Source organism: Arthrobacter sp. 35W (assembly GCF_000482545.1).
GTDB lineage: Bacteria > Actinomycetota > Actinomycetes > Actinomycetales > Micrococcaceae > Specibacter.
On sequence record NZ_KI519454.1, the window covers coordinates 1,348,808 to 1,372,164 of the forward strand.

The 23,357-nt window shown below is 66.3% G+C and carries 25 protein-coding genes; 16 read left to right on the forward strand and 9 right to left on the reverse strand.

Annotated features, from left to right (window positions below; genetic code table 11):
- The 6 genes from K254_RS0105735 to K254_RS0105760 all read right to left on the reverse strand — a co-directional run bounded on the left by K254_RS0105735 (position 1) and on the right by K254_RS0105760 (position 6,336).
- Complete coding sequence (locus K254_RS0105735; RefSeq protein WP_026554553.1) at positions 1 to 1,107, reverse strand: ATP-binding protein; 1,107 nt, start codon at positions 1,105 to 1,107, stop codon at positions 1 to 3.
- Positions 1,104 to 2,552, reverse strand: a complete 1,449-nt coding sequence (locus K254_RS0105740) for a DUF5691 domain-containing protein (protein ID WP_026554554.1) — start codon at positions 2,550 to 2,552, stop codon at positions 1,104 to 1,106. The genes K254_RS0105735 and K254_RS0105740 overlap by 4 nt, the downstream gene beginning before the upstream one ends.
- Positions 2,549 to 3,685 carry an SWIM zinc finger family protein gene (locus K254_RS0105745; RefSeq protein ID WP_231391756.1) on the reverse strand — a complete coding sequence of 379 codons (1,137 nt, stop codon included), beginning with the start codon at positions 3,683 to 3,685 and terminating at the stop codon, positions 2,549 to 2,551. Before K254_RS0105745 ends, K254_RS0105740 begins: the two co-directional genes overlap by 4 nt.
- 290 nt (positions 3,686 to 3,975) lie before the next feature.
- A complete protein-coding gene (locus tag K254_RS0105750; RefSeq protein ID WP_026554556.1) occupies positions 3,976 to 4,971 on the reverse strand; it encodes an alpha/beta hydrolase in 996 nt (331 codons plus the stop codon).
- A 133-nt stretch (positions 4,972 to 5,104) separates the two neighbouring features.
- Positions 5,105 to 5,839 (reverse strand): zf-HC2 domain-containing protein, encoded by a 735-nt coding sequence (locus K254_RS0105755; protein ID WP_035749048.1) that lies wholly within the window; start codon positions 5,837 to 5,839, stop codon positions 5,105 to 5,107.
- The gene (locus K254_RS0105760; protein WP_026554558.1) at positions 5,836 to 6,336 is read right to left on the reverse strand and encodes a sigma-70 family RNA polymerase sigma factor; all 501 of its coding nucleotides are present in this window, start codon (positions 6,334 to 6,336) and stop codon (positions 5,836 to 5,838) included. The genes K254_RS0105755 and K254_RS0105760 overlap by 4 nt, the downstream gene beginning before the upstream one ends.
- A 214-nt stretch (positions 6,337 to 6,550) precedes the next feature.
- On the opposite strand from K254_RS0105760, the gene K254_RS0105765 reads away from it, so the two are divergent.
- Together K254_RS0105765 and K254_RS0105770 are read left to right on the forward strand one after the other, a co-directional pair.
- Positions 6,551 to 7,042 (forward strand): COG4315 family predicted lipoprotein, encoded by a 492-nt coding sequence (locus K254_RS0105765; RefSeq protein ID WP_051388897.1) that lies wholly within the window; start codon positions 6,551 to 6,553, stop codon positions 7,040 to 7,042.
- A gap of 64 nt (positions 7,043 to 7,106) precedes the next feature.
- Positions 7,107 to 8,354, forward strand: a complete 1,248-nt coding sequence (locus K254_RS0105770; protein ID WP_026554560.1) for an NYN domain-containing protein — start codon at positions 7,107 to 7,109, stop codon at positions 8,352 to 8,354.
- Here the strand turns inward: K254_RS0105770 and K254_RS0105775 are convergent.
- Complete coding sequence (locus K254_RS0105775) at positions 8,351 to 10,267, reverse strand: heparinase II/III domain-containing protein (RefSeq protein WP_155848462.1); 1,917 nt, start codon at positions 10,265 to 10,267, stop codon at positions 8,351 to 8,353. The two genes, K254_RS0105770 and K254_RS0105775, sit on opposite strands and share 4 nt — an antisense overlap.
- 232 nt (positions 10,268 to 10,499) lie before the next feature.
- Here K254_RS0105775 and K254_RS0105780 point away from each other — a divergent pair, with 232 nt between their 5' ends.
- From K254_RS0105780 to K254_RS0105835, 12 genes are all read left to right on the forward strand, one after another.
- Complete coding sequence (locus K254_RS0105780) at positions 10,500 to 10,691, forward strand: hypothetical protein (protein ID WP_026554562.1); 192 nt, start codon at positions 10,500 to 10,502, stop codon at positions 10,689 to 10,691.
- A gap of 180 nt (positions 10,692 to 10,871) precedes the next feature.
- Entirely contained in the window at positions 10,872 to 11,402 is a 531-nt protein-coding gene (locus K254_RS0105785; protein WP_155848463.1) for a hypothetical protein, read from the forward strand.
- A 121-nt stretch (positions 11,403 to 11,523) separates the two neighbouring features.
- The gene (locus K254_RS0105790) at positions 11,524 to 12,537 is read left to right on the forward strand and encodes an SDR family oxidoreductase (protein ID WP_026554564.1); all 1,014 of its coding nucleotides are present in this window, start codon (positions 11,524 to 11,526) and stop codon (positions 12,535 to 12,537) included.
- 103 nt (positions 12,538 to 12,640) lie between these two features.
- Positions 12,641 to 13,057 (forward strand): VOC family protein, encoded by a 417-nt coding sequence (locus tag K254_RS22000; protein WP_051388899.1) that lies wholly within the window; start codon positions 12,641 to 12,643, stop codon positions 13,055 to 13,057.
- Positions 13,058 to 13,334: 277 nt separating this feature from the next.
- Entirely contained in the window at positions 13,335 to 13,703 is a 369-nt protein-coding gene (locus K254_RS0105800; protein ID WP_026554565.1) for a PadR family transcriptional regulator, read from the forward strand.
- A gap of 2 nt (positions 13,704 to 13,705) precedes the next feature.
- Positions 13,706 to 14,071 carry a DUF1048 domain-containing protein gene (locus K254_RS0105805; protein ID WP_026554566.1) on the forward strand — a complete coding sequence of 122 codons (366 nt, stop codon included), beginning with the start codon at positions 13,706 to 13,708 and terminating at the stop codon, positions 14,069 to 14,071.
- Positions 14,072 to 14,095: 24 nt separating this feature from the next.
- Entirely contained in the window at positions 14,096 to 14,902 is an 807-nt protein-coding gene (locus K254_RS0105810; RefSeq protein ID WP_026554567.1) for an ABC transporter ATP-binding protein, read from the forward strand.
- Positions 14,899 to 15,663 (forward strand): ABC transporter permease, encoded by a 765-nt coding sequence (locus tag K254_RS0105815; RefSeq protein ID WP_026554568.1) that lies wholly within the window; start codon positions 14,899 to 14,901, stop codon positions 15,661 to 15,663. Before K254_RS0105810 ends, K254_RS0105815 begins: the two co-directional genes overlap by 4 nt.
- 140 nt (positions 15,664 to 15,803) lie before the next feature.
- On the forward strand, positions 15,804 to 16,421 hold the full coding sequence (locus K254_RS0105820; RefSeq protein ID WP_026554569.1) for a dihydrofolate reductase family protein: 618 nt from the start codon (positions 15,804 to 15,806) through the stop codon (positions 16,419 to 16,421).
- Between the two features lie 89 nt (positions 16,422 to 16,510).
- The gene (locus K254_RS22005; protein ID WP_051388901.1) at positions 16,511 to 17,161 is read left to right on the forward strand and encodes an alpha/beta hydrolase; all 651 of its coding nucleotides are present in this window, start codon (positions 16,511 to 16,513) and stop codon (positions 17,159 to 17,161) included.
- Positions 17,158 to 18,192: an LLM class flavin-dependent oxidoreductase gene (locus tag K254_RS0105830; protein ID WP_026554570.1), complete on the forward strand. Its 1,035-nt coding sequence runs from the start codon at positions 17,158 to 17,160 to the stop codon at positions 18,190 to 18,192. The genes K254_RS22005 and K254_RS0105830 overlap by 4 nt, the downstream gene beginning before the upstream one ends.
- Positions 18,193 to 18,237: 45 nt before the next feature.
- On the forward strand, positions 18,238 to 19,476 hold the full coding sequence (locus K254_RS0105835; protein WP_196810884.1) for an amidohydrolase: 1,239 nt from the start codon (positions 18,238 to 18,240) through the stop codon (positions 19,474 to 19,476).
- A gap of 62 nt (positions 19,477 to 19,538) precedes the next feature.
- Here K254_RS0105835 and K254_RS0105840 read toward each other — a convergent pair whose 3' ends face one another.
- Together K254_RS0105840 and K254_RS0105845 are read right to left on the reverse strand one after the other, a co-directional pair.
- A complete protein-coding gene (locus K254_RS0105840; RefSeq protein ID WP_026554572.1) occupies positions 19,539 to 20,579 on the reverse strand; it encodes an NAD(P)-dependent alcohol dehydrogenase in 1,041 nt (346 codons plus the stop codon).
- Positions 20,580 to 20,638: 59 nt separating this feature from the next.
- A complete protein-coding gene (locus K254_RS0105845) occupies positions 20,639 to 21,886 on the reverse strand; it encodes an MFS transporter (protein WP_231391757.1) in 1,248 nt (415 codons plus the stop codon).
- Between the two features lie 157 nt (positions 21,887 to 22,043).
- Between K254_RS0105845 and K254_RS0105850 the strand changes: the two genes are divergently transcribed.
- On the forward strand, positions 22,044 to 22,928 hold the full coding sequence (locus K254_RS0105850) for a helix-turn-helix transcriptional regulator (RefSeq protein ID WP_026554574.1): 885 nt from the start codon (positions 22,044 to 22,046) through the stop codon (positions 22,926 to 22,928).
- Positions 22,925 to 23,317, forward strand: a complete 393-nt coding sequence (locus K254_RS0105855) for a VOC family protein (RefSeq protein ID WP_026554575.1) — start codon at positions 22,925 to 22,927, stop codon at positions 23,315 to 23,317. The genes K254_RS0105850 and K254_RS0105855 overlap by 4 nt, the downstream gene beginning before the upstream one ends.
- Positions 23,318 to 23,357 lie beyond the last annotated feature (40 nt).

Consider the following 23,357-nt stretch of genomic DNA (forward strand, 5'->3'; position numbering starts at 1 on the left):
TCAGTTCGATGTTTCAAGGTCGCGGCAGGCCCGGTAGAGGTCCTTCCATTCCGGGCGGTTGCGGACAACGGTTTCCAGGTACTCCTGCCAGACAACGCGGTCCTGGACCGGGTCTTTGATCACCGCGCCGACCAGGCTGGCAGCCACGTCCTCGGCACCGACGGTTCCGTCGCCAAAGTGGGCCGCTAGGGACAGACCGTTTGTCATCACCGAGATCGCCTCGGCGGTGGAAAGGGTGGCGGAGGGGGACTTGATGGTGGTCCGTTGGTCCGCGGTAACGCCGGACCGGAGTTCGCGCATGACGGTAACCACCCGGCGGATCTCGGAAAGGGCGGCCAGATCAGCGGGGAGCTCCAAGGCTTCGCCCAGGCTGCGGACGCGGGTGGCAACGATCTCGACCTCCTGGTCGAGGCTGTCTGGAAGGGGCAGGACCACGGTGTTGAAGCGGCGGCGCAGTGCCGATGAGAGGTCGTTGACGCCTTTGTCGCGGTTGTTGGCCGTGGCGATGACGTTGAATCCCTTGCGCGCCTGCACCTCGGTGTTCAGCTCGGGGATGGGCAGGGTCTTTTCACTAAGGATGGTGATCAGGGAATCCTGTACGTCCGAGGGAATCCGCGTGAGTTCCTCCACCCGCACCAGGCTTCCTGCCTCCATGGCGCGCATGACTGGCCCGGGAACCATTGCACCCCGCGACGGTCCTTCGGCGAGCAAACGGGCGTAGTTCCAGCCATACCGCAAGGCCTCCTCAGGAGTGCCGGCAGTACCCTGGACAACGAGTGTCGATGATCCGGAAATGGCGGCGGACAAATGTTCGCTGAGCCAGGTCTTCGCAGTGCCAGGCACCCCCAGCAAGAGGAGGGCGCGGTCTGTGGCCAACGATGCAACAGCGATTTCCACCAGGCGCTCCGAGCCGAGGTACTTCGGCGTGATGTCGACGCCATTCGCGAGGGTGCCGCCGAGAATGTATTTCGTGACGGCCCAGGGCGACAATCGCCAGCTGGGTGGACGGGGACGGTCGTCAACGGTTGCCAAGGCGGTGAGCTCCTCGGCGTAGGAATGTTCGGCATGAGCGCGGACAACGTCCGGAAAGGTCTGGATATCGGTCATCGAAAGGCCTCTGTCAGGGATTGTAGGAATGATCGGTATTGCACGACATCGCGAAGTGCACGACGCCGTGCATCATCCTCCAGGCGCTCCATGAGGAGCCGGCAGTGGTCTGCGGCCTCGGGCGGGAGCGCCGTCGGCAGGACGGAGGACAGTACGACGGCGAACTGGGCACCATCCGTGCTGGCGATCAGTTCCAGCACCGCGTCCGCCAGCGGCGGCCCCCATGGTCGTGGCATGTCCAGCAGCAGTTGAACCAATGCCATTGGCTGTGTGGTGCCGCCCTTGATGTGCCGAACAAGCTCCTGCCCGCGTTCTGCCGCGGGCAGGCAGTTCAAGAGGCGCAGGTCGGTGTGTACATGGAGCAGGGCGCGCACCCAATCCAGCTCAGGGCGCAACGCAGCGGCGGTGGTCATCGCCTCGAGGACACGTGATTCGCCCTCGAGCAGCGCCAAGGTTGACGCCGGGCTGCGGCCCGTCACCGATGTCCAGACATCGAGAGGGGCCCCTCGGACGATGGCATCCAAGCGACCAAGCCGGTCGGGTTCACCTTGGCGCGGAGCCGGCGCGATCCCGTCGCGCACTGCGGCCGCATCGGGTTCAGGCGGTAGATCGATTTCGATCCGCTTGCCGAGCAGCCCCTTGAAGTGAACCAGCGGATGGAGTCTGGCTGCCATTCTGCCGGCGCGGGCGCTGGTTGGGAGCCGGTCGAGCAGGCCCGCAGCCACGTCCCGCACACTCTTGGCCTTGTCGTCGAGGGCCCTTTCCAACAGCTGCTCGTCGTCGCCGTGCAGGTTTGTCGAGAATTTTGCCAGAAGCACCGCGCGTTCCCGGGCGCTGAGTGTGGTCCAGTGCGTGTCCAGTTGCCCGCGGGCGGCCGCAGGGTCACTGCCTCGAAGCAGCTCAAGCGCCGAAGCGGCGTCGGCACCTTGAAGTTCGGCCCAGTTGGCAGTGGTCGCGGGGCGCTGTCCCTTGGCCGTGGGCATGAGTCCTAGCAGCCACTGGCCGCGGATCCCGATGGCCGGACGCAAATGCGGCGCCACACTCGGGTTCGCGTTGGCAAACGAGAGCAGTCTGGCAAGCAGCTGGTGGGGCACCCGCTGGCTCGACGCCTCGGCGAGCTGCAGCCAATCGACCACCAGCTGGGTGCGCACCACCAAACCACCCGGAGGTTGGGAGAGCAAGAGGTCGAGCATCCGGGCGGCCTCATCGGAGACCTCCGGTGCCGTGTCGTGCGGCGCAGGTTCTGGGAGATCGGTGGCCTGGCGTTTCATGGGCGTCCGGGAAGCCCGAGAGAGGACATCGGCCAGTGCCGCTTGGCCGAGCAGCATCTCCTCGTGGGCCCGGCCATCAGGCGGCCGAACACCCAACTCGGTGGGTGCAGGGGGCACCGTGTGGCGTCCAGTGCCAACGAGCGCGGCAGTGCGGAGGTGGGCAAGCCAGGTCATAGTGCCACCACGGAGCCGTTCACGACGATGGACAATGGACGCACCCGTCCGTCCTCAAGTTCTCCGAACACGTCCACGGGGTGGCCGCCGGCGAGGGCCAGCAGGGACATCACGGGGACGTCGACCATCGGGAGGGTGCTTCCTGCTGCATCCTGCAGCCAACCCTGATCGTCAAGTCCGACCCGCACCCCTCCCAACAGGACGGGATGGCGTCCGCGCCATGGTGAGCCCGCAACAGCAGCTGATTCCAGTTTGAGCGCATTGTCGATGCTGCAGCCTTCACCGAGATTGGCGGCCAATCCCTGCGCTGCGACGTGGCTTGTGAACATGGCTCTCTGCGGCCCAGTGCCGGGATACCGCGCCATCGTGGCGTCCAACATCGAACCCGCCAATTGCGGCGTCGCCAATCCTTCGCTTTGCGCTGCGAAATCGAGCACGACGACGACCATTCCGTTGGGTGAGCGAAGCCACGTCCGCTGTTGTTGAAGCCGCCCGTCATCACTTCGGTGCGCTCCCAGAACGAGCCATGGGCCGGACAGCGCCTCGGTGCCTTGGACATCAGCTGCAGCGGTCGGCCACCCCAGCGCGGCACGGAGATCACCGAATTCTTCGGCTGTCAGATTGCCCCGCCCGCCCCATGCCTGGGTCATCGCCCACCAGCGGCCCGCGCGCAGGAAGAGGTGGTCTGCCCAATCACCGCGGACATGGACCTCGGAACCCATGTCCCTGACCTGTTCGGCCAAACCGGGAAGCTGGGCGTCGACAAGGCGGGCAGCGACGCCATCCCACCACGAGTACGGGTGGCTCCGTGCCGCAGCCAGTCCGGTCCTCACCAAATCCTGCAGCCACAGGGAAAAATCGGCGATCCCGGCATCCATGAGCGCCAGTCGGTCGGCCAGCCGCTTGGCCTGGGCCACCGGATCCGCTGGCTGCTCAGCCTGGCGGCGCTCCCGTACGGTTGCCCGTTCCGTCCGCTGGGCCGCCCACTCCTGTGCGAAGTCGGCTGTCACTGCGGCGGAATCGGCGGCCTCGCCCCGTGCCCAGAGCAGCAGCAGCGCCAGGGCGTGCTTGCAGGGGAATTTCCGGCTGGGGCACGAACACCTGTAGGCCGGTGCGGCGACGTCCACGCTCACCTGATAGGGCGTTTTACCGCTGCCTTGGCATTTGCCCCACACCAGGACGTCGTTGCTGCCGGTATCTGACCATGGACCCGGCTGCGCCAGAGTCCGGGCGGCTTTTAGGGACGAGGCGTCGGGTGCAGCACTGACCACCATCTGCTCGCTCCACCGCCCCATATCGGACATTCTGCCCGAAGCTTTGGGCGTCCGCAGAAATGTACTCCGGCGTGGCGGCCGTGGGTCTTCATATGTCAACCGGAGACAGTGTCAGCCGCGCTGGCACAGGACCCGTCGCCAAAGGGGGATCAGGCCGGGGCCACTGTGAAACCCACCGTCTCCTCCAGCCAGGCGAGGATCGTCGCCAGGCTTTCGGGGTCCAGACGGGTGTCCGGCGCGTTGTAGCCATTGCCGGGGGATGCAGCAACCTCTGCCGGGGTGCGGAAGTCTTCCTTGAAAACATGGTTCGCATTCGGCGGGAAGGAGAACGACACGTTTGCCATCCCCGCCGCGGCCAACTGCAGCGGACCGCCGTCGGCGTGGACATCGATCTGCACATCCCTCCCGCCAATCAGCACCAGCGTGGGGATCTGCACCTTGCCCAGTGGGTCGCACGTGGACTCGACCCACAATTCGCGGGCAAATGGGAGATTGGCCGGTGTCTCGAAACTGGCGAGCACCATCCTCACACTGTCGGGCAGGTCCGGATCCGGATCCATCGGCTCTCCGGCAGCGTAGCGCGCCGCAGCCTCCTCCACCTTGGACATCAAGGCGGCTGCGCCGGGAATCTGGGCAGACTGGAGTGCCAGCTGGGACAGCAGCACATCCTGGATCGGCCGGCCCGGCGGTGCAGCGAGAACCAGCCCGGCAAAGCGGACATCCTGCTCACTGGTGGCGTAGTGCAGCACGTGAAGGGCTCCCTCGCTGTTGCCGAGCCCAACAATCCGTGAGGGGTCAACGAAGTCCAGTCCGGCCAGCATTTGAACGGCTGCGACGAGCTCCTCCAAATGCGAGCGCATGCTCATCTTCCCGATGAACTTGGGGAAGTTTTCCATCGCGTGGGGGCCGGAGGCCCGCTTGTCATAGCGCAGCGAGGCAATTCCGGACCGGGCAAAATCCTCCGCGAAGAGGCGCCCGCTCCCGTTGGTGCCAGGAAGAAGGGGCGAACACCAGTCCCGGTCCGTCGGGCCGCTGCCGGCGACGAGGACCACCGCCGGGAACGGCCCATCGCCGTCGGGCCGGACCACCGTGCCCTCCATCGTGATGCCATCAAGGTCCCAGGACACATCGATAGAACTCGCCATGCGCACAGTCTCACAGCGAACCAGGGACACGGCAACATCCTCCACATCTGAGCGCGGAGATTCAACGGTCCCGACCAGTCATTGGCGCCCGCGATGGCCGTGGACCGGCCGCCGTCGGCCCTCAGCGACCCCTTTAGCTTCCGGTGGTCCTGGACAGTACAGCGATCTTCTGTCCGGAGGCATCGCGGATCTCGATGCTTGCCATGTCCTCGATGGGGACAGGCGTTGCGCCCGTAACGTTGGCCTTGCCAGCCGCTGTGGCATTCCAGCTGGCCGCCCTGTCGTAGTTGCCAGAGGTGTCCTTGACCCACAGGGACAGGATGCCGGAGGCTGGCAGGCTAGTGCCGTCCAGTGCCAGCTCCGTGCCCCAGGCCTTCTTGAGCAGACCCAGCTGCACCTGGGGTCCCGAGGTGGCGCTGATGGTGTAGCTTTCCTCAGGCTTGGGAGGGCCGGTGAGGACCGGCCCGGCCACCAATCCGATGGCAAGAAAGGCCGCGGCCACGCCGGAAACCAGCGCCGCAGCACGCCAATGGCTCCGCCGCCGCCGGGCAGCCAGCTTGTCCAAGAGATTCCCGACGCCGGCTGCCTCCACAGGCCGCTGGGCACCGTCCCGATCGCTTGATCCGCCGTCGGCCGCGGTGGCCCGCCCACTCGGGGTGCCGGGGGAGGCAAGGGCGATGGCCGACTCGGCCGGAATGGCGTCAAGGAACCCGGACAGGGATTGCAGGGAGTCCACCTCGCCCGTGCAGGCCGGGCACAGTGCCAGATGCTGCTCGAACAGCACCCGCTCCTGCGATTCCAGGCCGCCAAGGATGTAGGCCCCCACCAGGTGCTGCAGGGCTGCGTGGTCTGCCGGGTCGGTGTTCACGGCGTTGCTCCCATCTCATCCAGAACGGCGCGGAGGGCCTTGAGGGCGTAGAAGGCCCGGGATTTGACCGTTCCCGCTGGGACGTTGAGCTCCCCGGCGGCTTGGACCGCTGTCAGGCGGCGGTAGTGCAGGGCGATGACGACGTCGCGGTGCTCGGCACTGAGCCGGCCCAGTGCTTCCTCCATCAAGATCTTTGTCAGCAATCCATCCACGTGCTCAACGGTAACCGCCATCTGTTCCAGCTCCTCGGTCTGTGTCTGCTGTGGCCTGCGCTGCTGCCAGCGGAAGTTGTCGATGACGATGTTTCTGGCCGTCCGGAACAGATAGCTGCGCATGCTGGTGGTGATCCCGGGGGCCTGTTGCCAGACGCGGAGGATCGTTTCCTGGACAACGTCCTCGGCCGCATCGGGGCTTGAGGTTATGCCCACGACAAAGCGCCGCAGCACCGGGGCGTGCTCCCGGTAGATCTCTGCGACCAACTCGTCATCCAATGGCATGGACACCCCCGGCATCATCGTGGACAAGGCTTACCCACCATAAGACGCCGGTTGGCTGCAAATGGTTCACCGCAGAAGTCTTCAGCACCGGGTGAACCATTCCCACCATTCCCGTCGTCGTACTGCACATCGGCCCATTCGCGCCGTGCAGACCCACCGCATCGCCCGGCTGATGGCCGGCCGGCGTCGTTGCCACATTGAGGAGCCACATTTCATGAACCTGGACAAGCGTTTGAGCACAGCAATGGCGGTCCTGTCCCTTGCCGCCCTGGCCCTGACCGGCTGCAGTGGATCGGCGGCGACCGCCCCGTCGGCAACATCTTCCCCGGCTGCCACTGCCGCACCGGCGGACCTCAAGACGGCGTCGACGGCGCTCGGCAGCATCGTCGTCGACGGCAAGGGCATGGCCGTCTACATCTTCGACAAGGACGTCAAAGACCCGGGCAAGAGCGCCTGTGCCGGGCCCTGCGTGGGGATCTGGCCTGCCCTGACCACCACCACCGCCACCCCGGTGGTGGACGGCGTGGCGGGAACCGTCGGCGTCATCACAACCGACACCGGGGCCAAGCAGGTCACGCTCAACGGAATGCCCCTCTACCGCTACTCCAAGGACTCCGCCCCTGGCGATGTGGCAGGCCAGGGCTTCAACAACATCTGGTGGGTTCTCAGCCCGGCGGGGGCGAAGATCGGCACCCCCGCCCCGTAGGTGCTCCGTGGAGCATCGCGGACTTCCTCTGGTGCGATGAGGCCGGGGGTGGCACACTCGTCCAATGGCCGATCCGTTTGCTGCCCCCACCCGCCACCCCGGTGCGCGCGCTGCGATGTTTGTTGATTTCGACAACGTGTACACCGGGCTTCAGTCGCTGGACCCGTCCGCTGCCGAGCGGTTCGCCACCGATCCAGGGGCATGGGTGGCGGCCATCGCGGCGGCGGACGGCGGAGCAGGCGGCGGCCGCCGGTTCCTGATCAGGAATTGCTACCTGAACCCATCCGTCTACTCCAAGTACAGACTGTTCTGGACGCGCGCCGGGTTCCGGGTCATGGACTGCCCCTCGCTGACCCAGCAGGGAAAGAGCAGCACCGACATCAACCTCGTTTTGGACGCGATGGACGTGCTCGGTGGCAGGACGGATATCGACGAGTTCTTCATCGCGTCCGCCGACGCCGACTTCACCTCCCTGGTCCAGCGGTTCCGGGCTGCAGACCGCAGGACGACGGTGATCGTTGCCGGTGCGGTTGCGGCTGCCTACCGCGAGATGGCAGACACCGTCATCCAGTCATTTGAGCTGCTCGCCATGCTGGCCGGGGCGGCGAGTGCCGCCGCGCCGCCAGCCAACGTTCCGGGGCCGATTGCCCTGGTGCCCGGAGGGGTGGGCATGCACTCGGCGGGCGTGCTTGCCGTCCTGGATTTCGTCGTGAACGCGCCGGGGCCCGTCAAAGGTGCCCTCGTGGCCCACCGCGCTCTGGTGGCCGAGCCCTCTTTGGGCAACGACTGGGCCGGGCACGGAAAGTTCGGCGCGTGGATATCCCAGATTGGCGAACGCATCCAGTATTCGTCCCGGCCGGCTCCCGGCTGGGTGTGGGATGCGAAGCGGTTCTCCCAGCAAGACCTTCCGCTGGAGGCGGCCGCCGTCCCCGCCGTCGAAGAACAGGTCCCGAGGGTGACGGACGTTCCTGCGTTGTCCACCGCGCAGTACAGGCAAGTGTTCCTGGCCATGGAGTCGAAGCTTCGACTGACAACCAATCGCAACGAGCTCGCAAAGATGGTCAGGGACGCATGCGTTGCATCGGGCGCGGCCGTCTCCCGAAGTGCCGTCAATTTTGTCATCCAGGGCTTGATCTACGTGGCGGGAGCGCTGAACGGAGAGGCGACGGCGCGGGAATTGGCCACCGCCTGGACGCAGAATGTTGAGGCGATCTGCAGCGTGACCGGCATGGAGTTCAACGACGAGGAACTCAGTGCTCTGCGGCATTGGGCGGGCGGCGGCCTGCTTGACGCTGAACCGTCCGGCACCTAGCGTCCGCCTAGGTCCCCAAGCAAACGATCCGTTCGGGTCAGTTGCGAGGAGGCGCGGCCGACTTCCGACACCGTCAGTTCGTGGCTGCCGCTGGATTGGCGCCCAGGGATGGGACGGATCACTGCGCGGTGCACGAAGGGCCCCCACACCGGGAGCAGTAGCGCATCCTCGACGGGAATCCGCTCGAAGCTGGCCTCCCAGCCGTCCGAGTGGCCAATGACAGCGCCACCCACGCTGAAGCCGGCCGCCGAGATCCGGTGCGGTTCCTGGGCCAGCATCAGGACGATTTCGGGATTGACGTTGGGTCCCTGCCAGGAATCGGCGATCCGGATCTGGGCGCGGACACGGTCCAAGTGGGCAATGCGGTGCCAGGAATCCAGTCCTGCAACGTCCCCATAGGCCTGCTCGAGGTTCATGGACAGCCCGGTGGAATCCGCCGGTTCGCCGTGGCCAATGCCCCAAGCGTCCACTTCGGTTGCGGCGAAGGCATGGCCGGGCTGCTGCTCGTGGCCGTTGATGATCGGAACATTGTGGAACGAGCTGCGCATGGTCCAAATGGAGTAGCGCCTGTCGGGCTCGAAGGTCTCCTTCCGATACGTCTCCACGCCGATGTCAATGATGACTGGCATACCGTTGGCGAACACGGTGAAGGAACCGGCGTCGTTGTGGTTGTGGCTGACGCCGTTGTCTCCGCCCTTGACGGCCAGGAAGAGGCCCTCGCTGCTTCCAGCCCGTTCACGGGCGCAGAGCACACCGGTGCTGGGCAGGTAGGTGGCGGCCGGATAGGGGAGGTCCGGGGCAGTAGGGGACCCGGGTGCCATCCACTCGGGATCCAGCAGTTCCAGGACCATCCGGTGGAAGTTGCGCCCGCTGGGTGCCGGCAGCGTCCAGCGCTCCGGATCGCGTTGGCCAGCCACGCTCCCCATGGACCAGGCGAAGAGGGCGGCGTCGCCGTCGCCCACGGCCGCCGCGTAGCGCAGGGCCGTGTGGAAACGCACGGCCGTTTCGATGTGCGGGGAGGCATCACCAAAGTTGACCTGCCAGTGTTCGTGGATCTGCATCTGGTGCGGGTACTTGCCCATGGCCGCGACCAGGGGTGCCGCCAGCCGGTCCACCGCTGCACCGGTGAGGGCGCCGGCGAAGTCCAGTGCCTCATAGAGGGTCAGTGCGGCAACCCACCAATACGTCGCACCCTCCTCGCAGGCGCCGTCCGGCCCATAGCCGGCGCAGAAGTTGTCCAGAACGGGCAGCGCCGTTTCCACTGCTGCCGCCTGCTCTTCAGCGGTGCCGACCACCAGAAAGCAGGCCAGCGCGTTGGCCGTGATCCATGGAGCCCAGTTGTTGGGCGGGGCAGCGGGGGAGCCAAACCAGTAGTGGGTCCTGCCGGTGAAGGGTGCCAGGACGCGCCGCCGGACCTCCCGGTGGACCCTCTGCAGCACGCTGGGCTGGGATGCCTGCCAGCGCTCCGCCAGCAGGGAGGCGGACCAGGCAAGAAGCGCACCTGTGACTCCGGCGTCAAGGTCCAGGACCGGGGCGTCGGCGTCGGGCAGCTCGCGGGAATTGTCGACGGCGCCGCTGGGGTAGTGGGCCGGCAGGCACCACGACGTGAGCTCGCAGAGCGTCCAGGCATCGTCGGCGGCAATCCGCGCCCACTGCGCTGTTTCGCCGTCATCCTGCGACAGGCAGGCGGCCAGCGCCGACGTCGACAGGCGGTCCTGCAGGGCCGTGAGCCGTGATTCCCAGCCGATGCGGTTGCCGGTGAGGCCGTACTGCATCCATTCACCGGCCGTCGGCAGAACGGCGGGAGCGGCATGGAGGCGCTCAGCCTCGTGCAATACGGTGGCGGCGACCCTAGGGTCCACACTCTGCCATGCGGAATCTTTAGCGGGCGGCAGGCCTGGAGATATGGTCACGAGGGGAGCTCCTTGGGGAGGGACGGGGCGCAGGGCGGAACTGCCCACAGAGTACCGATGTGATTCTTCGTGGTCGAAATAGGTCCGAAATACTCACTGATAGATCATCCAAGGAACGCTTGCTGTGCTGTCGCTCACAGTAGGCCCAGTCCGGGGTGCATCGTCGCATAGGGTGGATGCCGCTGCCCCAATGACGAGGTGGCTGGGAAACACTCAAAGAAAGCAATGGCGCATGAACTTTGAATCGCACTCAATGACCCTGAAGATCTGGGACCACTCCACGATCGACCACACCTTGGAAACTGCCATCACCCAGGTGGCCTCCCGGACCAATGCCGCCAAAGAGCACGTCAGGGTCACCCGAAGTGGACCGAATGTGTTTACGGTCAGCGTGGCCGACGAGGGCCTGGCCCACCTCGGCTAGAACTTCCACCCGAACGCGTGGCCAAAGTGCCGCTGCAACTGTCGTTGCGGCGGCACTTTCATATTTCCCGGCTTTCACAGGCCATGGACAGACTCCGGACAGGCCGCACCTATCTTGATCCTGAAATGTTGTCGATGAAGCTGGTGAAAACCGCCGGCCGAAACGCGAGGAGACGATACGTTGCCAATCAAGAGGAACATCACACTCGGAATTTCAGCCACAGTGGTGGCTCTGGGCATTGGTCTGGGCGCCACGAGCATGGCCTCCGCGGCCACCACACCAGCCCCCACGCCAAGCGCCAGCTCCACCGCGGCCACTGATGCGCCCGGCAGCCATGGCAAGCGCGGCGGCGAGCGTGGCGACATCGCTGCCGACCTTGCCACGAAGCTCGGCGTCGACGAAGCCCAGGTCACAGCGGCATTGAAGACCTTCCGTGACGCCAACAAGCCCACCGAGAAGCCTGCGGAAGGCACCAAGCCGGACCGTGCCGCCATGGAGGCGGCGCTGGCCAAGTCCCTGGCGGCCACACTGGGCATTGACGAAGCCAAGGTCACAGCGGCCTTGGCGGAGATCCACACGGCGGAGCAGGCCGACCGCGCCGCCGAGCTGAAGACCAGGCTGGACAAGGCCGTGTCCGCCGGCACGCTGACGCAGGCCGAGGCCGACGCCGTGGCGAAGGCCGCAGAGAGGGGCGTGATTAGTGGCCGCTGACATTTGATGTGACAGCCCCACTGCGGGGGCGCAATGGGAGAGGATCCCCGGGGCATTGCCCCGGGGATCCTCTGCTGTGCGGGTGCAGCGGTACGATCTCCCTTAGTCGAAAGGGGCCGCCATGGCAGGGACAGTATTGGTGACGGGAGGCACGGGCTTCGTCGCCGGCTGGTGCATCGTCGAGCTCCTGAACCGGGGCTATCAGGTGCGCACCACCATCCGCAGCCCCGGCCGCATCCAGGCCGTCACTGCAGCCGTTGCGGCGGAGGCACAGACGGACCGGATGGGCTTTGCCACTGCGGATCTGACCTCCGACGACGGCTGGGCCGAGGCGGTGGCGGGTTGCGACTACGTGTTGCATGTTGCCTCCCCGCTGGGTGAAGAAAACCCGCGCAATGCCGATGATTTGATCATTCCCGCCCGGGATGGGGCACTGAGGGTGCTCCGGGCTGCCACGTCAGCTGGGGTCAAGCGCGTGGTGGTGACCTCTGCGGCCAACGCGGCAAGTCCAAATTCGTACACCGACGAGGGGGTCACGGACGAGACGCTGTGGACCATTGACAGCCCCTCGCTGCCGGCCTATCGGCGGTCGAAGACCCTTGCGGAGAGGGCAGCATGGGACTTCATGAAGGAGTACGAGGGATCCACCACCCTGGCAACGGTGCTGCCGGGTGCTGTGTTCGGTCCGATCCTCTCGCCGGAGAACCTTGGCTCGGTGCGCATCATCGCCAGAATGATGGAAGGAAGGATGCCCGGGCTGCCGAAGATCGGCCTGGAGGTTGTCGATGTCCGGGACCTCGCGGACCTGCACATCCGCGCGATGACCTCGCCCGAGGCTGGTGGTGAACGCTTTCTGGGAACCGGCGAGTTTGTCTGGATGCGCGACATTGCCGAGGCGCTGCGGTCGTCACTGGGCGACCGCGCAGCCAAGGTGCCCACCCGTGAACTGCCCAATCTGGTGGTGCGCGCCGCGGCGCTCTTCGATCCGGGGCTGCGCGCCATCGCCGTCTCGCTGGGCCGGCGGAACCGGCACACCACCGACAAGGCGCAGCGGATCCTCGGCTGGACGCCGCGGCCAGCGGCCGAGACTGTTGCCGGCTGCGCCGCCAGCCTTCTTGAACGCGGCGTTCTGTAGACCTCTGCGGCATTCATTCACAACCCCGAAGCCGACGACCGCAAAGACGTTTCACCGTGGATGGTTGGGGTACTGCCGCCCGCCCCCGGGCTATTGTGGTGCCATGCCGAGCAGAATATCGTCGATTGCCATCGACGCCATCGAGCCGCGGGTGGTTGCCGACTTCTGGTGCGCGGTCCTTGGCTGGCGCATCATCGAGGAAGACGGCGATGGGATCAGCATTGCCCCGCCCGACGGCGACTGGCCGACGATCGACGTCTTCGCCGTGCCCGAGCGCAAGACCGTCAAGAACCGGCTGCACTTCGACGTGCGGGCGGACGGCGTGTCCACCTCCGAGGAGCTCGAGCGCCTGCTCGCCCTGGGTGCGCGGCGCACGGACGTGGGCCAGGGTGAGGACGCCAGCTGGGTGGTCCTCAGCGATCCAGAGGGCAACGAGTTCTGCCTGCTCTCCCGCACAGTCCAGGTGGTGGAGGCCGAGGAACGGGCGCAGCTGGGGCCTGCAGGCCCCGCGCCAGCCTAAACCTTCGATAATTCGATGATGATTGTTTAGTGCGCTAAACCTTCGTTGTCCGGCGCGATGCGTGTCCCGGCTTTGAATTCCCATGCCTCTGCGCATGCGGCGCCGAGACCCGCTGGTAGACCGGCGCCAGGAAGGACAGCGGTGCCCGCAATGAAACCTGTGTCGCCTACCTGGCGAAGAGTCCTGAAATCACCGCAAGGGACCATTTGCGCCGCCGCTATTCAGTGCTACTATCTAGTGGTAGTCAGCAACACTGACTAGCGAAAGGAGAGGTTCCATGGGCAAGCAGATGACCGAGATGCTTAAGGGCACGCTCGAGGGAATCGTCCTTGCAACGCTGGCCGTCCAGCCGGCCTACGGGTACGAGATCACAGCGCGGCTGCGGGAACAGGGCTTCTCCGACATAGTCGAAGGCACTGTCTATGCCCTGTTGATCAGGATCGAGCAGCGCGGACTCGTCGACGTCGAAAAGGTCCCCTCGGAGAAGGGGCCGCCGCGCAAGGTCTACTCGCTGAACGCGCAGGGTGGCGACTACCTCGAGGAGTTCTGGAAGTCGTGGGGCTTCCTCGCGGAACGGATTGAACAGCTCCACCACCAGCTGGAACAGCCTGGACACAGCAACAACACACCAAACGAAGGAGAGTAGCCATGGCAGCAAAGTGGATCGAGGCCCTTACGGGTTCACTCGAGCAGAAGAAGCAGTACAAGGCGTACAAGGCGCGCATCGAGGCCCTCCCCGAGCCGTACCGTGCCGCCGCGAAGGCCTTCGAGCGGTACTTCATGTACTACGGAGGCATCACTGACGGGGACACCCTCGTCACCATGTTCAGCGACTTCGCCGACCTGTGGGAGCGTGCCGCAATCGACGGGACGCCGATCCGCGCCATCGCCGGCGGCAATCCGGTGGAGTTCGCCGAGGACTTTGCCCGGGCCTACGACGGCAAGCAGTGGATCGACAAGGAGCGCAAGCGCCTCGCCGACGCCATTGACGAAGCCGCCGCGGGCCAGGCGTGACAACGACGGAACGGAGAAACGTAGATGACCATCAACCAGGCCCTCGAACCCGCCATCCGGGTGCTGGGCATCGAGAAGTCCTTCAAAGACCTCCATGTGCTGCGGGGCGTCGACCTTGAGGTGAAGGTCGGCAGCATTTTTGCACTGCTCGGCTCGAACGGCGCGGGAAAGACCACGCTGGTGAAGATCCTGTCGACGCTGCTGAAGGCCGATGCGGGCACCGCCACGGTCCACGGCATCGACGTCGCGGCGAACCCTGGCGGCGTGCGCGAGGCCATCAGCCTGACCGGCCAGTTCGCCGCTGTCGATGAGGTGCTCACCGGCCGCGAGAATCTGCTGCTGATCGCCAGGCTGCGCCATCTGGCAAATCCAGGCGAGATAGCGGACGAACTGCTCAACCGCTTCTCTCTCACCGAGGCGGGGGACCGCCCTGCGTCGAAGTACTCCGGCGGCATGCGCCGTCGGCTGGACATCGCGATGAGTCTGATCGGCAGCCCGCCGATCATCTTCCTCGACGAGCCGACCACCGGCCTCGACCCCCAGGCGCGCATCGAGGTCTGGCAGACCGTCAAGCAGCTCGCCGACGGTGGCACGACAGTGCTGCTGACCACGCAGTATCTGGATGAGGCCGAGCAGCTGGCCGACCGGATTGCGATCCTGCACCAGGGCACGATCATCCAAAACGGCACCCTCGCCGAACTTAAACGACTCCTCCCGGCCGCCACGGTCGAGTATGTCGAGAAGCAGCCCTCCCTGGAGGACGTCTTCCTCGCCCTCGTCGGCGGCGATGCCGCCGGCGGCACGGCCCCAGCAGGAAGGGAACTGACATGAGCACCCACGTCCTGGGCGACACCGGCGTCCTCACCGGACGCTCGCTGCGCCACATCCTCCGCAGCCCCGACACGATCATCACCACCGTTGTCACACCGATCGCGTTGATGCTGCTGTTTGTCTACGTGCTCGGCGGCGCCATTAAGACCGGATCCGACCAGTCGTACGTCAACTACATGCTCCCCGGCATCCTGCTGATCACGATCGCCTCCGGCGTCGCCTATACGGCGTACCGGCTGTTCCTCGATCTGCAGGGCGGCATCTTTGAACGCTTTCAGTCCATGCCCATCGCACGCTCCAGCGTGCTCTGGGCGCACGTCCTTACCTCCCTGGCCGCAAACCTCGTCTCGGTCGCCGTCGTCATCGGCGTCGCCCTGCTCATGGGGTTCCGGACGGGAGCCTCGGTGGCGTCATGGCTGGCGATTGCCGGAGTGTTGGTGCTGTTCACCCTCGCGCTGACCTGGATCGCAGTCATTGCCGGGCTCTCGGCGAAGACCGTCGACGGCGCCAGCGCCTTCAGCTACCCCCTGATCTTCCTGCCGTTCATCAGTTCGGCGTTCGTCCCCACTGATTCGATGCCCGGCCCCGTGGCGTGGTTTGCCGAGAACCAGCCCGTGACAGCCATCGTGGACGCCATCCGGGACCTGTTCGCGCAGCAACCCACCGGCGGTGGCATCTGGACGGCGCTGGCATGGCTCGTGGCCATCCTCGCCGTCGCCTACGCCTGGGCCGCCACCGTCTACCGCCGCAAGATCAGCTGAGGCAGGGCCGGCACGACCCGTGGGATGCACCGCGGGTGGTGCCGCCGGCATATGGACCGCAGGTGGTGGCCGGCGTAGCGTTTGTCGCATCCACGGCCGGGTTTTCCGCAACGAGAGTCGGTCCCACAAAGGAGAGTGTCATGGGTGAATCAAGTGCAGAGCTGATGGTCGATCTGATCATTTCCCTTGATGGCTACGCCTCGGCGGATGGATGGCCCGGCTGGTGGGGACTGGAGGGACCCGAATACCTCGCGTGGCTCGCGCAGGAGGGGGAGAAGGACTACACCTTCCTTATGGGTGCCAACACCTATCGGCTCATGTCCGCCATGTCGACCGAGGCCGAGGCGGATGCCTCGGGATTTTCTGCGGACGAGGGTGCCAGCCTGAGCGGCCTGGCCGCTGTCCCCAAGATCATCTTCTCCTCCACCCTGAAGGAACCCTTGGCTTGGCCGAACGCGGAGCTGGTGGCCGGGGACGCGGTTGCCGCCGTGGCTGAGCTGAAGCGTACCCGGACGGGGACCCTGAGCACCCTCGGCAGCCTCAGCCTCGCCCGGTCGCTGCTGACTGCCGGTCTCGTGGACAGGTTCCGTTTGGTGGTGTTCCCGGTGATCACGGGCCGCACCGGGCAGGAGCGGATCTATGACGGCTATCCCGACGTCGCGCTGGAGATGGTGGGCAGCAGGCTCTTCGACGGACGGCTGCAACTCCTTGAGTACGTCCCCACAGTGATCACTGGTCCACCGCCGGCCAGGAGCTGATTTAGTTGAAGCTCTAAGTAATTGCTATAGTGGAGGAATCGGTCGACTCTCGGCCCGGATTCCCACAAGCCAAGGAGCTGGTCCTTCGAATGGACACCACACTGCGCGACGTACGCTCACACGACTGGACCACTCCTGGGGTTCCCCCCGCCGTCGCACTCTTCTTCCACGGGTTCGGCTCCAACGAACTCGACCTGGCCACTCTGGCACCGGCGCTGGGACTGGCCACGCCGTGGGCATCCCTGCGGGCACCGATTGACCTCGGCAACGGCGCGGCGGCATGGTTCTCGATCACCACACCGGGAAACCCTGAGGCCGGCCCCGTGGAGGCGGCCACCAATGCCATCTGGGACTGGGTTGAGGAGAATGTGGACCCGGACACCCGCATCGTCCCCATCGGATTCTCCCAGGGCGGGCTCATGGCCAGCCAGCTGCTGCGCTCCCGGCCTGAACGAGTGCTGGCCCCGGTAGTGCTGGGTGGATTCGTCCTGGGCGCACCGCAGCCGGGCGACGAGACGCTGCGCGCGAGCCGTCCGGCACTCTTCTGGGGCCGCGGTGCCGTGGACCGCGTTATCGCACCCGTGGCAATCACCCGCAGCAGCAGATTCCTGCCGGAGCACACCTCTCTGGTTGAGCGCATCTATCCGGGGTTGGCCCATGGCATCAACGCCGCCGAGCTCGACGACGTCCGCGGCTTCCTCGAAGCCGAGGTCGGTGCCCGTGCGGTGGCCCGCGCATGAGCGGTGCCTCCCCGTTTGAAATCGGCATCTTCACCTTTGGCGAACTGACCCGCGGCGCCGATGGGCAGCCGATGGACGCCGCGGTGCGCACCCGCGACATCCTTGAATGGGCGCGGGTGGCCGACGAGGCGGGGCTGGATGTCTTTGGCGTCGGGGAGCACCACCGGGAGGACTTTGCCGTGGCCTCGCCCGCTGTGCTGCTGGCCGCGGCGGCCGCGCAAACCGAACGGATCCGCCTTACCAGCACCGTCACGGTGCTCTCCAGCGCGGATCCCGTCCGCGTCTTCGAGGATTTTGCCATGCTGGACCTCATCAGTGCCGGGCGGGCGGAAATCACTGCCGGACGTGGGGCGTACCTGGAGTCCTTTCCGCTCTTTGGCCAGCAGTTGGAGCGCTACGACGAGTACTTTGAGGACCGGCTCGAGCTGCTGCTGCGGATCCGCGGCGAGAACCCCGTGACCTGGACCGGCACCACCCGTCCGCCGCTGGTGGACGCGGGGATCTGGCCCCGCCCGGTTCAGGATGTGCTGCCGATCTGGGCGGCGGTTGGCGGGACGCCGGCCTCCGTGGTCCGCGCCGGCCGGCTGGGGCTGCCGTTGTACCTGGCGATCCTCGGGGGCCCGGAGCGGTTTCCCCCGTTGGCCGAACTGTATCGACACTCTGCGGCCGAGGCCGGGAAGGCTCCGGGGCGGATCGGCGTGACCTCCCACTTCTACGTGGAGCAAACCTCGCAGGGGGCCAGGGACACCTTCTTCCCGCACTATTCCGCCTACATCTCCCAGAACATGCCGCGCGCCGGACGGCTGGACCGCGCCGGCTTTGACTCCTGGGCGGGGCCGCGCGGCGCACTGTTCGCCGGCAGCCCGGCCGAGATCGTCGACAAGATTCTGTGGGAGCACGAACTCCTGGGCCACAGCCGCTTCCTCGCCCAGGTGGGTCTGGGCGGGCTGTCGCAGGCGCAGACCCTGCGCTCCATCGAGCTCCTTGCGACCGAGGTCCTCCCGGTGGTCCGGGCGGCGCTGACGCAGTAGGGTGGCAGCACGACGACGCCCACATGTCCAGACCGCGAGGGAAGGATGCCCGTGAATAGTTCAACAATGGTCCTTGCAGGACTTGAAGCCGAGCTCGGCTGGGTGGCGGACACCTACATGCAGCTGCACCGGCGCCCCGAACTGAGCTTCCAGGAGCAAGAGACCTCCAAGCTGGTGGATGAAAAGCTCACGTCGTTCGGCTACTCGACCATCCGCCTTGGCACCACCGGCGTTGTCGGCATTTTCAGCAACGGAAGCGGTCCCACCGTGATGTCGAGGGCTGATATGGATGCTTTGCCCGTCACGGAGGCTACCGGCCTGAACTATGCCTCCGAGGTGGACGGCGTGATGCATGCCTGCGGCCATGACGTTCATGTCAGCGCCCTGCTCGGTGCCGCGAAGCTGATGGCGGACGGGCGCGGTGCGTGGTCCGGCACCTACATCGCTCTCTTCCAGCCGGCCGAAGAGATAGGCGGAGGCTCCAAAGCCATGGTCGACGACGGACTTGCCGCCAAGGTGCCGCGGCCCGACGTCGTCCTGGCACAGCATGTGATGCTGCTGCCGGCGGGGACCCTCGCGACGACCGCCGGTCCGGTCCTTTCGGCGGCCGACTCGCTGAGGATCACGGTGCACGGGCGGGGCGCCCACGGGTCGATGCCGCATATGTCCGTCGATCCGGTGGTGCTGGCCGCCTCAATCGTGCTCAAATTGCAGACCGTCGTCGCGCGAGAGACAAAGCCGGGGGAGTTCGCGGTGGTTACCGTGGGGGCGCTGAATGCGGGAACCACGTCCAACATCATTCCCGACCGGGCCACCATGCTTGTCAACGTCCGCAGCTACAACGGGCAGGTCCGGGCCGGCGTCCTGGCCGCCATTGAACGGATTGCCAGGGGAGAGTGCGCCGCCTCGGGATCGCCCCGGGAACCGGACTTCGAGTACTTTGACCAATTCCCACTAACGGACAATGACGCGGCCGTGACGGCACGGGTCAGTGCTGCGTTTACCGCACACTTTGCCCCGGAAGCAGTGACAACGGCAGAGAGGCAAACGGCCTCGGAGGACTTCGGCAGGATCCCGGAAGCCTTTGGCGCGCCGTACACCTATTGGCTGCTGGGCGGCTGCGACCCGCAGGCCTATGCCACTGCGGCAGCGAACGGCACTACGTCGAGGGACATTCCAGCAAATCATTCGCCGTTCTTCGCCCCTCTGGTCGAACCGACCCTGTCCACCGGCGTCCAGGCCCTCGTTGTGGCTGCAATGGCGTACCTGGGCACGCACGCCTGACGCGGCTGCCGCCGGGCTGCGCGGAATGGGGCCCGCGCCGCCCCGGCGGTGCCGTTCTGGCCTCAGAGGGTGGCTGCGTCGATCACGAAGCGGTAGCGGACGTCGGAGGCCAGGACTCGCTCATAGGCGTCGTTGATCTTCTCCGCCGGAATGACTTCGATCTCCGCGCCAATGCCGTGCTCGGCGCAGAAATTGAGCATTTCCTGGGTTTCACGGATGCCGCCGATGGCCGATCCCGCGAAGGACCGGCGCCCCATGATGAGCGAGAACACCTGGACTGGGAGCGGTTCGGCCGGGGCACCCACGTTGACCAGGGCGCCGTCGAGGGTGAGAAGCCGCAGGTAGGCGTTGATGTCGATGGCGGCGCTCACCGTGTTGATGATCAGATCGAAGCTGCCGGCGAGCAGTTCAAAGGTGGCCGGATCGCTGGTGGCGTGGAAGAAGTCGGCACCCAGCTCGAGGCCATCCTCGAGCTTCTTCAGCGACTGGGACAGCACCGTGACCTCGGCACCCATGGCGTGGGCGATCTTGACGGCCATGTGGCCCAGACCGCCCAGCCCGACGACGGCGACCTTCTTGCCGGGACCGGCGCCCCAGTGGTGCAGGGGCGAATAGGTGGTGATGCCGGCACAGAGCAGTGGCGCCGCGACGTCGAGCCCGAGACCGTCGGGGATGGTGACCACGAAGTTCTCGGCGACAACGACGTGGGTGGAGTAGCCGCCCTGGGTGATGGTCCCGTCGCGGTCGACGGCGCCGTAGGTGCCGGTGTTGCCGGCCAGGCAGTACTGTTCCTCGCCGGCTTGGCAGTTGGCGCACTCACCGCAGGAATTGACCATGCAGCCGACGCCCACGCGGTCGCCGACGGCATGTTTGGTGACGGCGGCGCCGATCCCGGTGACGATGCCGGCAATCTCATGGCCCGGTGCCAGCGGATAGGTTTGCGGGCCCCAGTCGCCGCGGACGGTGTGGATGTCCGAGTGGCAGATGCCGGCGTACTTGATCTCGATCAGGACATCGTGGTCTCCGACATCACGGCGTTCGATGGTGGTGGGGACGAGGCCGCCGGTGGCTGACGGCGCGGCGTAGGCGTTCACGGTGAACATGGTTTCTCCTGGTGGTTCTGTAGAGGCTGTTGGTAGGGGAAAGCGGGGGGTCCGAAGGATTAGCTCCGGGCGGGGAATGCGTTGCGGCGGGCGGTGGCGGCGATCGCCAAGGCTAGGACGGCGAGGGCGGCCATGAGGGCGGGTAGGGCCGTTCCGTCATAGCTGCCGATGAGTACGGCGCCGACGACTCCGGCGGAGAATATGGCGACGTTGAAGGCTACACCGAGAAGCGAGTTCGCGGCGTCGGCGTTCTCGCCACTCGCCTCACTGACGGCCGTTTGGAGCTGTGGCGCGGCACCGCCGAAAGCGATGCCCCACAGCACCAGGGCGGTGAGCACCGCGGGGGCTGATGCATGCCCCAGAAAAAAGACGATCCCGGCCAGGGTGCACAGGGACAGGCTGGCGAGCACCAGCAGCCTCGGGGCGCGGTCGATGAGCGCCCCGGTGATGCCGAGGCCGACCAGGGCGGAGACCCCGAACACGACGAGCGCCACGTCGACCGTCAGCGGGATGGTTGCCGACCGAAGGTAGATTCCGATGTAGGTGTACAAGGTGTTGTGGCCGAGCATCCAGACGAAGATGACAACGAGGATTATCGTGACGCCGGGGATGGCAAAGACCCGTGCCAGGGGGAGCCGGGATTCCGCCCGCTGCCCGGGGGCATCCGGGACGATCGCCAGGGCCAGAACCGCCGTGAGGACGGCCAGCAGGGAGAGCGTTCCGAAGGACCAACGCCAGCCCAGGGTGGTGCCCAGCCACGATCCCAGCGGTGTCCCGATGGCCAGTCCGAGCGGTGTGCCGAGGGAGGCGATGGCCAGGGCGCGCCCGGCCAGTTCCGGCGCCGTGATGCGGCGGGCGTACCCGGCAAGCATGCCCCACAGCAGGCCCGAGAACGCGCCGGCGGCGAAGCGGGCGCCCAGGGTCAGGGCGATGTCAGGGGACACGGCTGCGACGGAGTTTGCGAGCAGGAAACCGAGCACCCCGGCCAGGAACACGGGTTTTCGCCGCATGCCGCGGGTGAGTGCGACGGCGGGGATGGTGAGCACCACTGTGCCCAGGGCATAGGCGCTGACGAGCTGCCCCGCCGTCCCTTCGGTGGCGTCCAGGCCCTGCGCGATCTGCGGCAGCAGGCCCGCCGGCATGGTTTCGGTGGCGATCAGGATGAATCCCATCAAGGCCATGACCAGCAGGGCCGGCAATGGCAGGCGTCTGCCCGGTGCCGTCGGCGGTTTCTCCGCGAGGCCGACGGCGGACCCGGAGGCATCGAGTGTGCGCTCGCTGTCATCCGTGGTCGTTGCTGAAGTCACGATGGGTGTCCTCCTGTTGGCCGGGGCGTGCGGTGTCCCCGATGGTTGGCTTTCCTTCAACCACTCAACACCGCCTGCCGCCGATGAGGGAGTCCCTGTTGTAGGGGGTACTGGCAGGGACTCCCACCCCGGAGCAGCCCTGGCTAGGGTTAAGAACATGAACAATGGAGCTGAGGTGCGTGAGTTCCTCACGTCGCGCCGGGCCAAGGTGGCACCGGAGCAGGTGGGCCTGCCCTCCGGCACCAATCGTCGGGTCAAGGGGCTGCGCCGCAGCGAAGTGGCCACCCTGGCCGGGGTGAGCATCGAGTACTACACCCGCATGGAGCGCGGTGCCATCAGCGGGGCCTCCCCGGAGGTCCTCGACAGCCTTGCCAGGGCACTGCGGCTGGACGAGGCCGAACGCGCCCACCTTTTCGATCTGGCCCATGCGGCAAGCCCGGTGGCAAGGCCGCCGCGGCGGAGGAGCCCACAGACATGGGCGGCGCACCAGAGTCTGCAATGGGTCCTCGACGCCGTCACGGCCGGCCCCGCCTTCGTCCGCAACGGCCGCATGGATCTCATCGCCGTCAATGCCTTGGCGCGTGCGTTCTACAAGGACGTCTACGACATGCCGGGGCAGCCGCCGAACATTGCCCGGTTCACCTTCCTTGATCCCCGGGCACGTGCGTTCTACCCGGACTGGGACCTCTTTGCCGAGATGACCGTCGGCATCCTGCGCAGCGAGGCCGCCCGCGACCCGCACAACAAGGAACTCCACGACCTCATCGGTGAGCTCAGCACCCGCAGCGAAGACTTTCGGCGCCGCTGGAGTGCGCACAACGTACGCCACCATGGTGCAGGGTTGAAAACCTTCCACCACCCGGTCGTCGGCGACCTCACCCTGGCCTACGAAGGCCTGGAAATGGCGGCAGAGCCCGGCCTGACCCTCACCATCTATGCCGCCGAACCCGGGTCTGCCTCGGAACAGGCCCTCCAGTTGCTTGCCTCGTGGGCGGCCACCGAGAACGACACCCCGGCCCCTGGGGCTAGGGTGGTGCCATGACCAGCAGAATTGCAACGATTGCCCTTGATGCCATCGCCCCGCGCGTGGTGGCCGATTTCTGGTGCGCCGTTCTCGACTGGCACATTGTCGAAGAGGATGACGGATTCATCAGCATCGCCCCCAGCAATGGTTCCGGGCCCTCCATCGACATATGCCCCGTGCCCGAGCGAAAGACCGCAAAGAACCGGCTGCACTTGGATCTGCGGGCCGACGGGGCGTCCACCACGGCTGAACTTGAACGCCTGCTCGCCCTGGGTGCGCGGCGTACGGACGTGGGCCAGGGGCCCGACGTCAGCTGGGTGGTGCTGAGTGATCCGGAAGGCAACGAGTTCTGCCTGCTGGACCGATCGGTCCAGACTGTCGAACAGGAAGCCGCAAACCAGGCATAGGTCCGGCAGCGGCTGTCCCATTCACTCGTTGATCGCCTCG

Coding starts and splice junctions, on each gene's coding strand:
- K254_RS0105840 (WP_026554572.1), bottom strand. CDS start 20,579: ATGTTCACCGTGAACGCCTACGCCGCGCCGTCAGCCACCGGCGGCCTC.
- K254_RS0105850 (WP_026554574.1), top strand. CDS start 22,044: ATGAACAATGGAGCTGAGGTGCGTGAGTTCCTCACGTCGCGCCGGGCC.
- K254_RS0105815 (WP_026554568.1), top strand. CDS start 14,899: ATGAGCACCCACGTCCTGGGCGACACCGGCGTCCTCACCGGACGCTCG.
- K254_RS0105805 (WP_026554566.1), top strand. CDS start 13,706: ATGGCAGCAAAGTGGATCGAGGCCCTTACGGGTTCACTCGAGCAGAAG.
- K254_RS0105770 (WP_026554560.1), top strand. CDS start 7,107: ATGGCCGATCCGTTTGCTGCCCCCACCCGCCACCCCGGTGCGCGCGCT.
- K254_RS0105820 (WP_026554569.1), top strand. CDS start 15,804: ATGGGTGAATCAAGTGCAGAGCTGATGGTCGATCTGATCATTTCCCTT.
- K254_RS0105790 (WP_026554564.1), top strand. CDS start 11,524: ATGGCAGGGACAGTATTGGTGACGGGAGGCACGGGCTTCGTCGCCGGC.
- K254_RS22005 (WP_051388901.1), top strand. CDS start 16,511: ATGGACACCACACTGCGCGACGTACGCTCACACGACTGGACCACTCCT.
- K254_RS0105780 (WP_026554562.1), top strand. CDS start 10,500: ATGAACTTTGAATCGCACTCAATGACCCTGAAGATCTGGGACCACTCC.
- K254_RS0105855 (WP_026554575.1), top strand. CDS start 22,925: ATGACCAGCAGAATTGCAACGATTGCCCTTGATGCCATCGCCCCGCGC.
- K254_RS0105735 (WP_026554553.1), bottom strand. CDS start 1,107: ATGACCGATATCCAGACCTTTCCGGACGTTGTCCGCGCTCATGCCGAA.
- K254_RS22000 (WP_051388899.1), top strand. CDS start 12,641: ATGCCGAGCAGAATATCGTCGATTGCCATCGACGCCATCGAGCCGCGG.
- K254_RS0105800 (WP_026554565.1), top strand. CDS start 13,335: ATGGGCAAGCAGATGACCGAGATGCTTAAGGGCACGCTCGAGGGAATC.
- K254_RS0105740 (WP_026554554.1), bottom strand. CDS start 2,552: ATGACCTGGCTTGCCCACCTCCGCACTGCCGCGCTCGTTGGCACTGGA.
- K254_RS0105810 (WP_026554567.1), top strand. CDS start 14,096: ATGACCATCAACCAGGCCCTCGAACCCGCCATCCGGGTGCTGGGCATC.
- K254_RS0105830 (WP_026554570.1), top strand. CDS start 17,158: ATGAGCGGTGCCTCCCCGTTTGAAATCGGCATCTTCACCTTTGGCGAA.
- K254_RS0105760 (WP_026554558.1), bottom strand. CDS start 6,336: ATGCCATTGGATGACGAGTTGGTCGCAGAGATCTACCGGGAGCACGCC.
- K254_RS0105765 (WP_051388897.1), top strand. CDS start 6,551: ATGAACCTGGACAAGCGTTTGAGCACAGCAATGGCGGTCCTGTCCCTT.
- K254_RS0105750 (WP_026554556.1), bottom strand. CDS start 4,971: ATGGCGAGTTCTATCGATGTGTCCTGGGACCTTGATGGCATCACGATG.
- K254_RS0105835 (WP_196810884.1), top strand. CDS start 18,238: ATGCCCGTGAATAGTTCAACAATGGTCCTTGCAGGACTTGAAGCCGAG.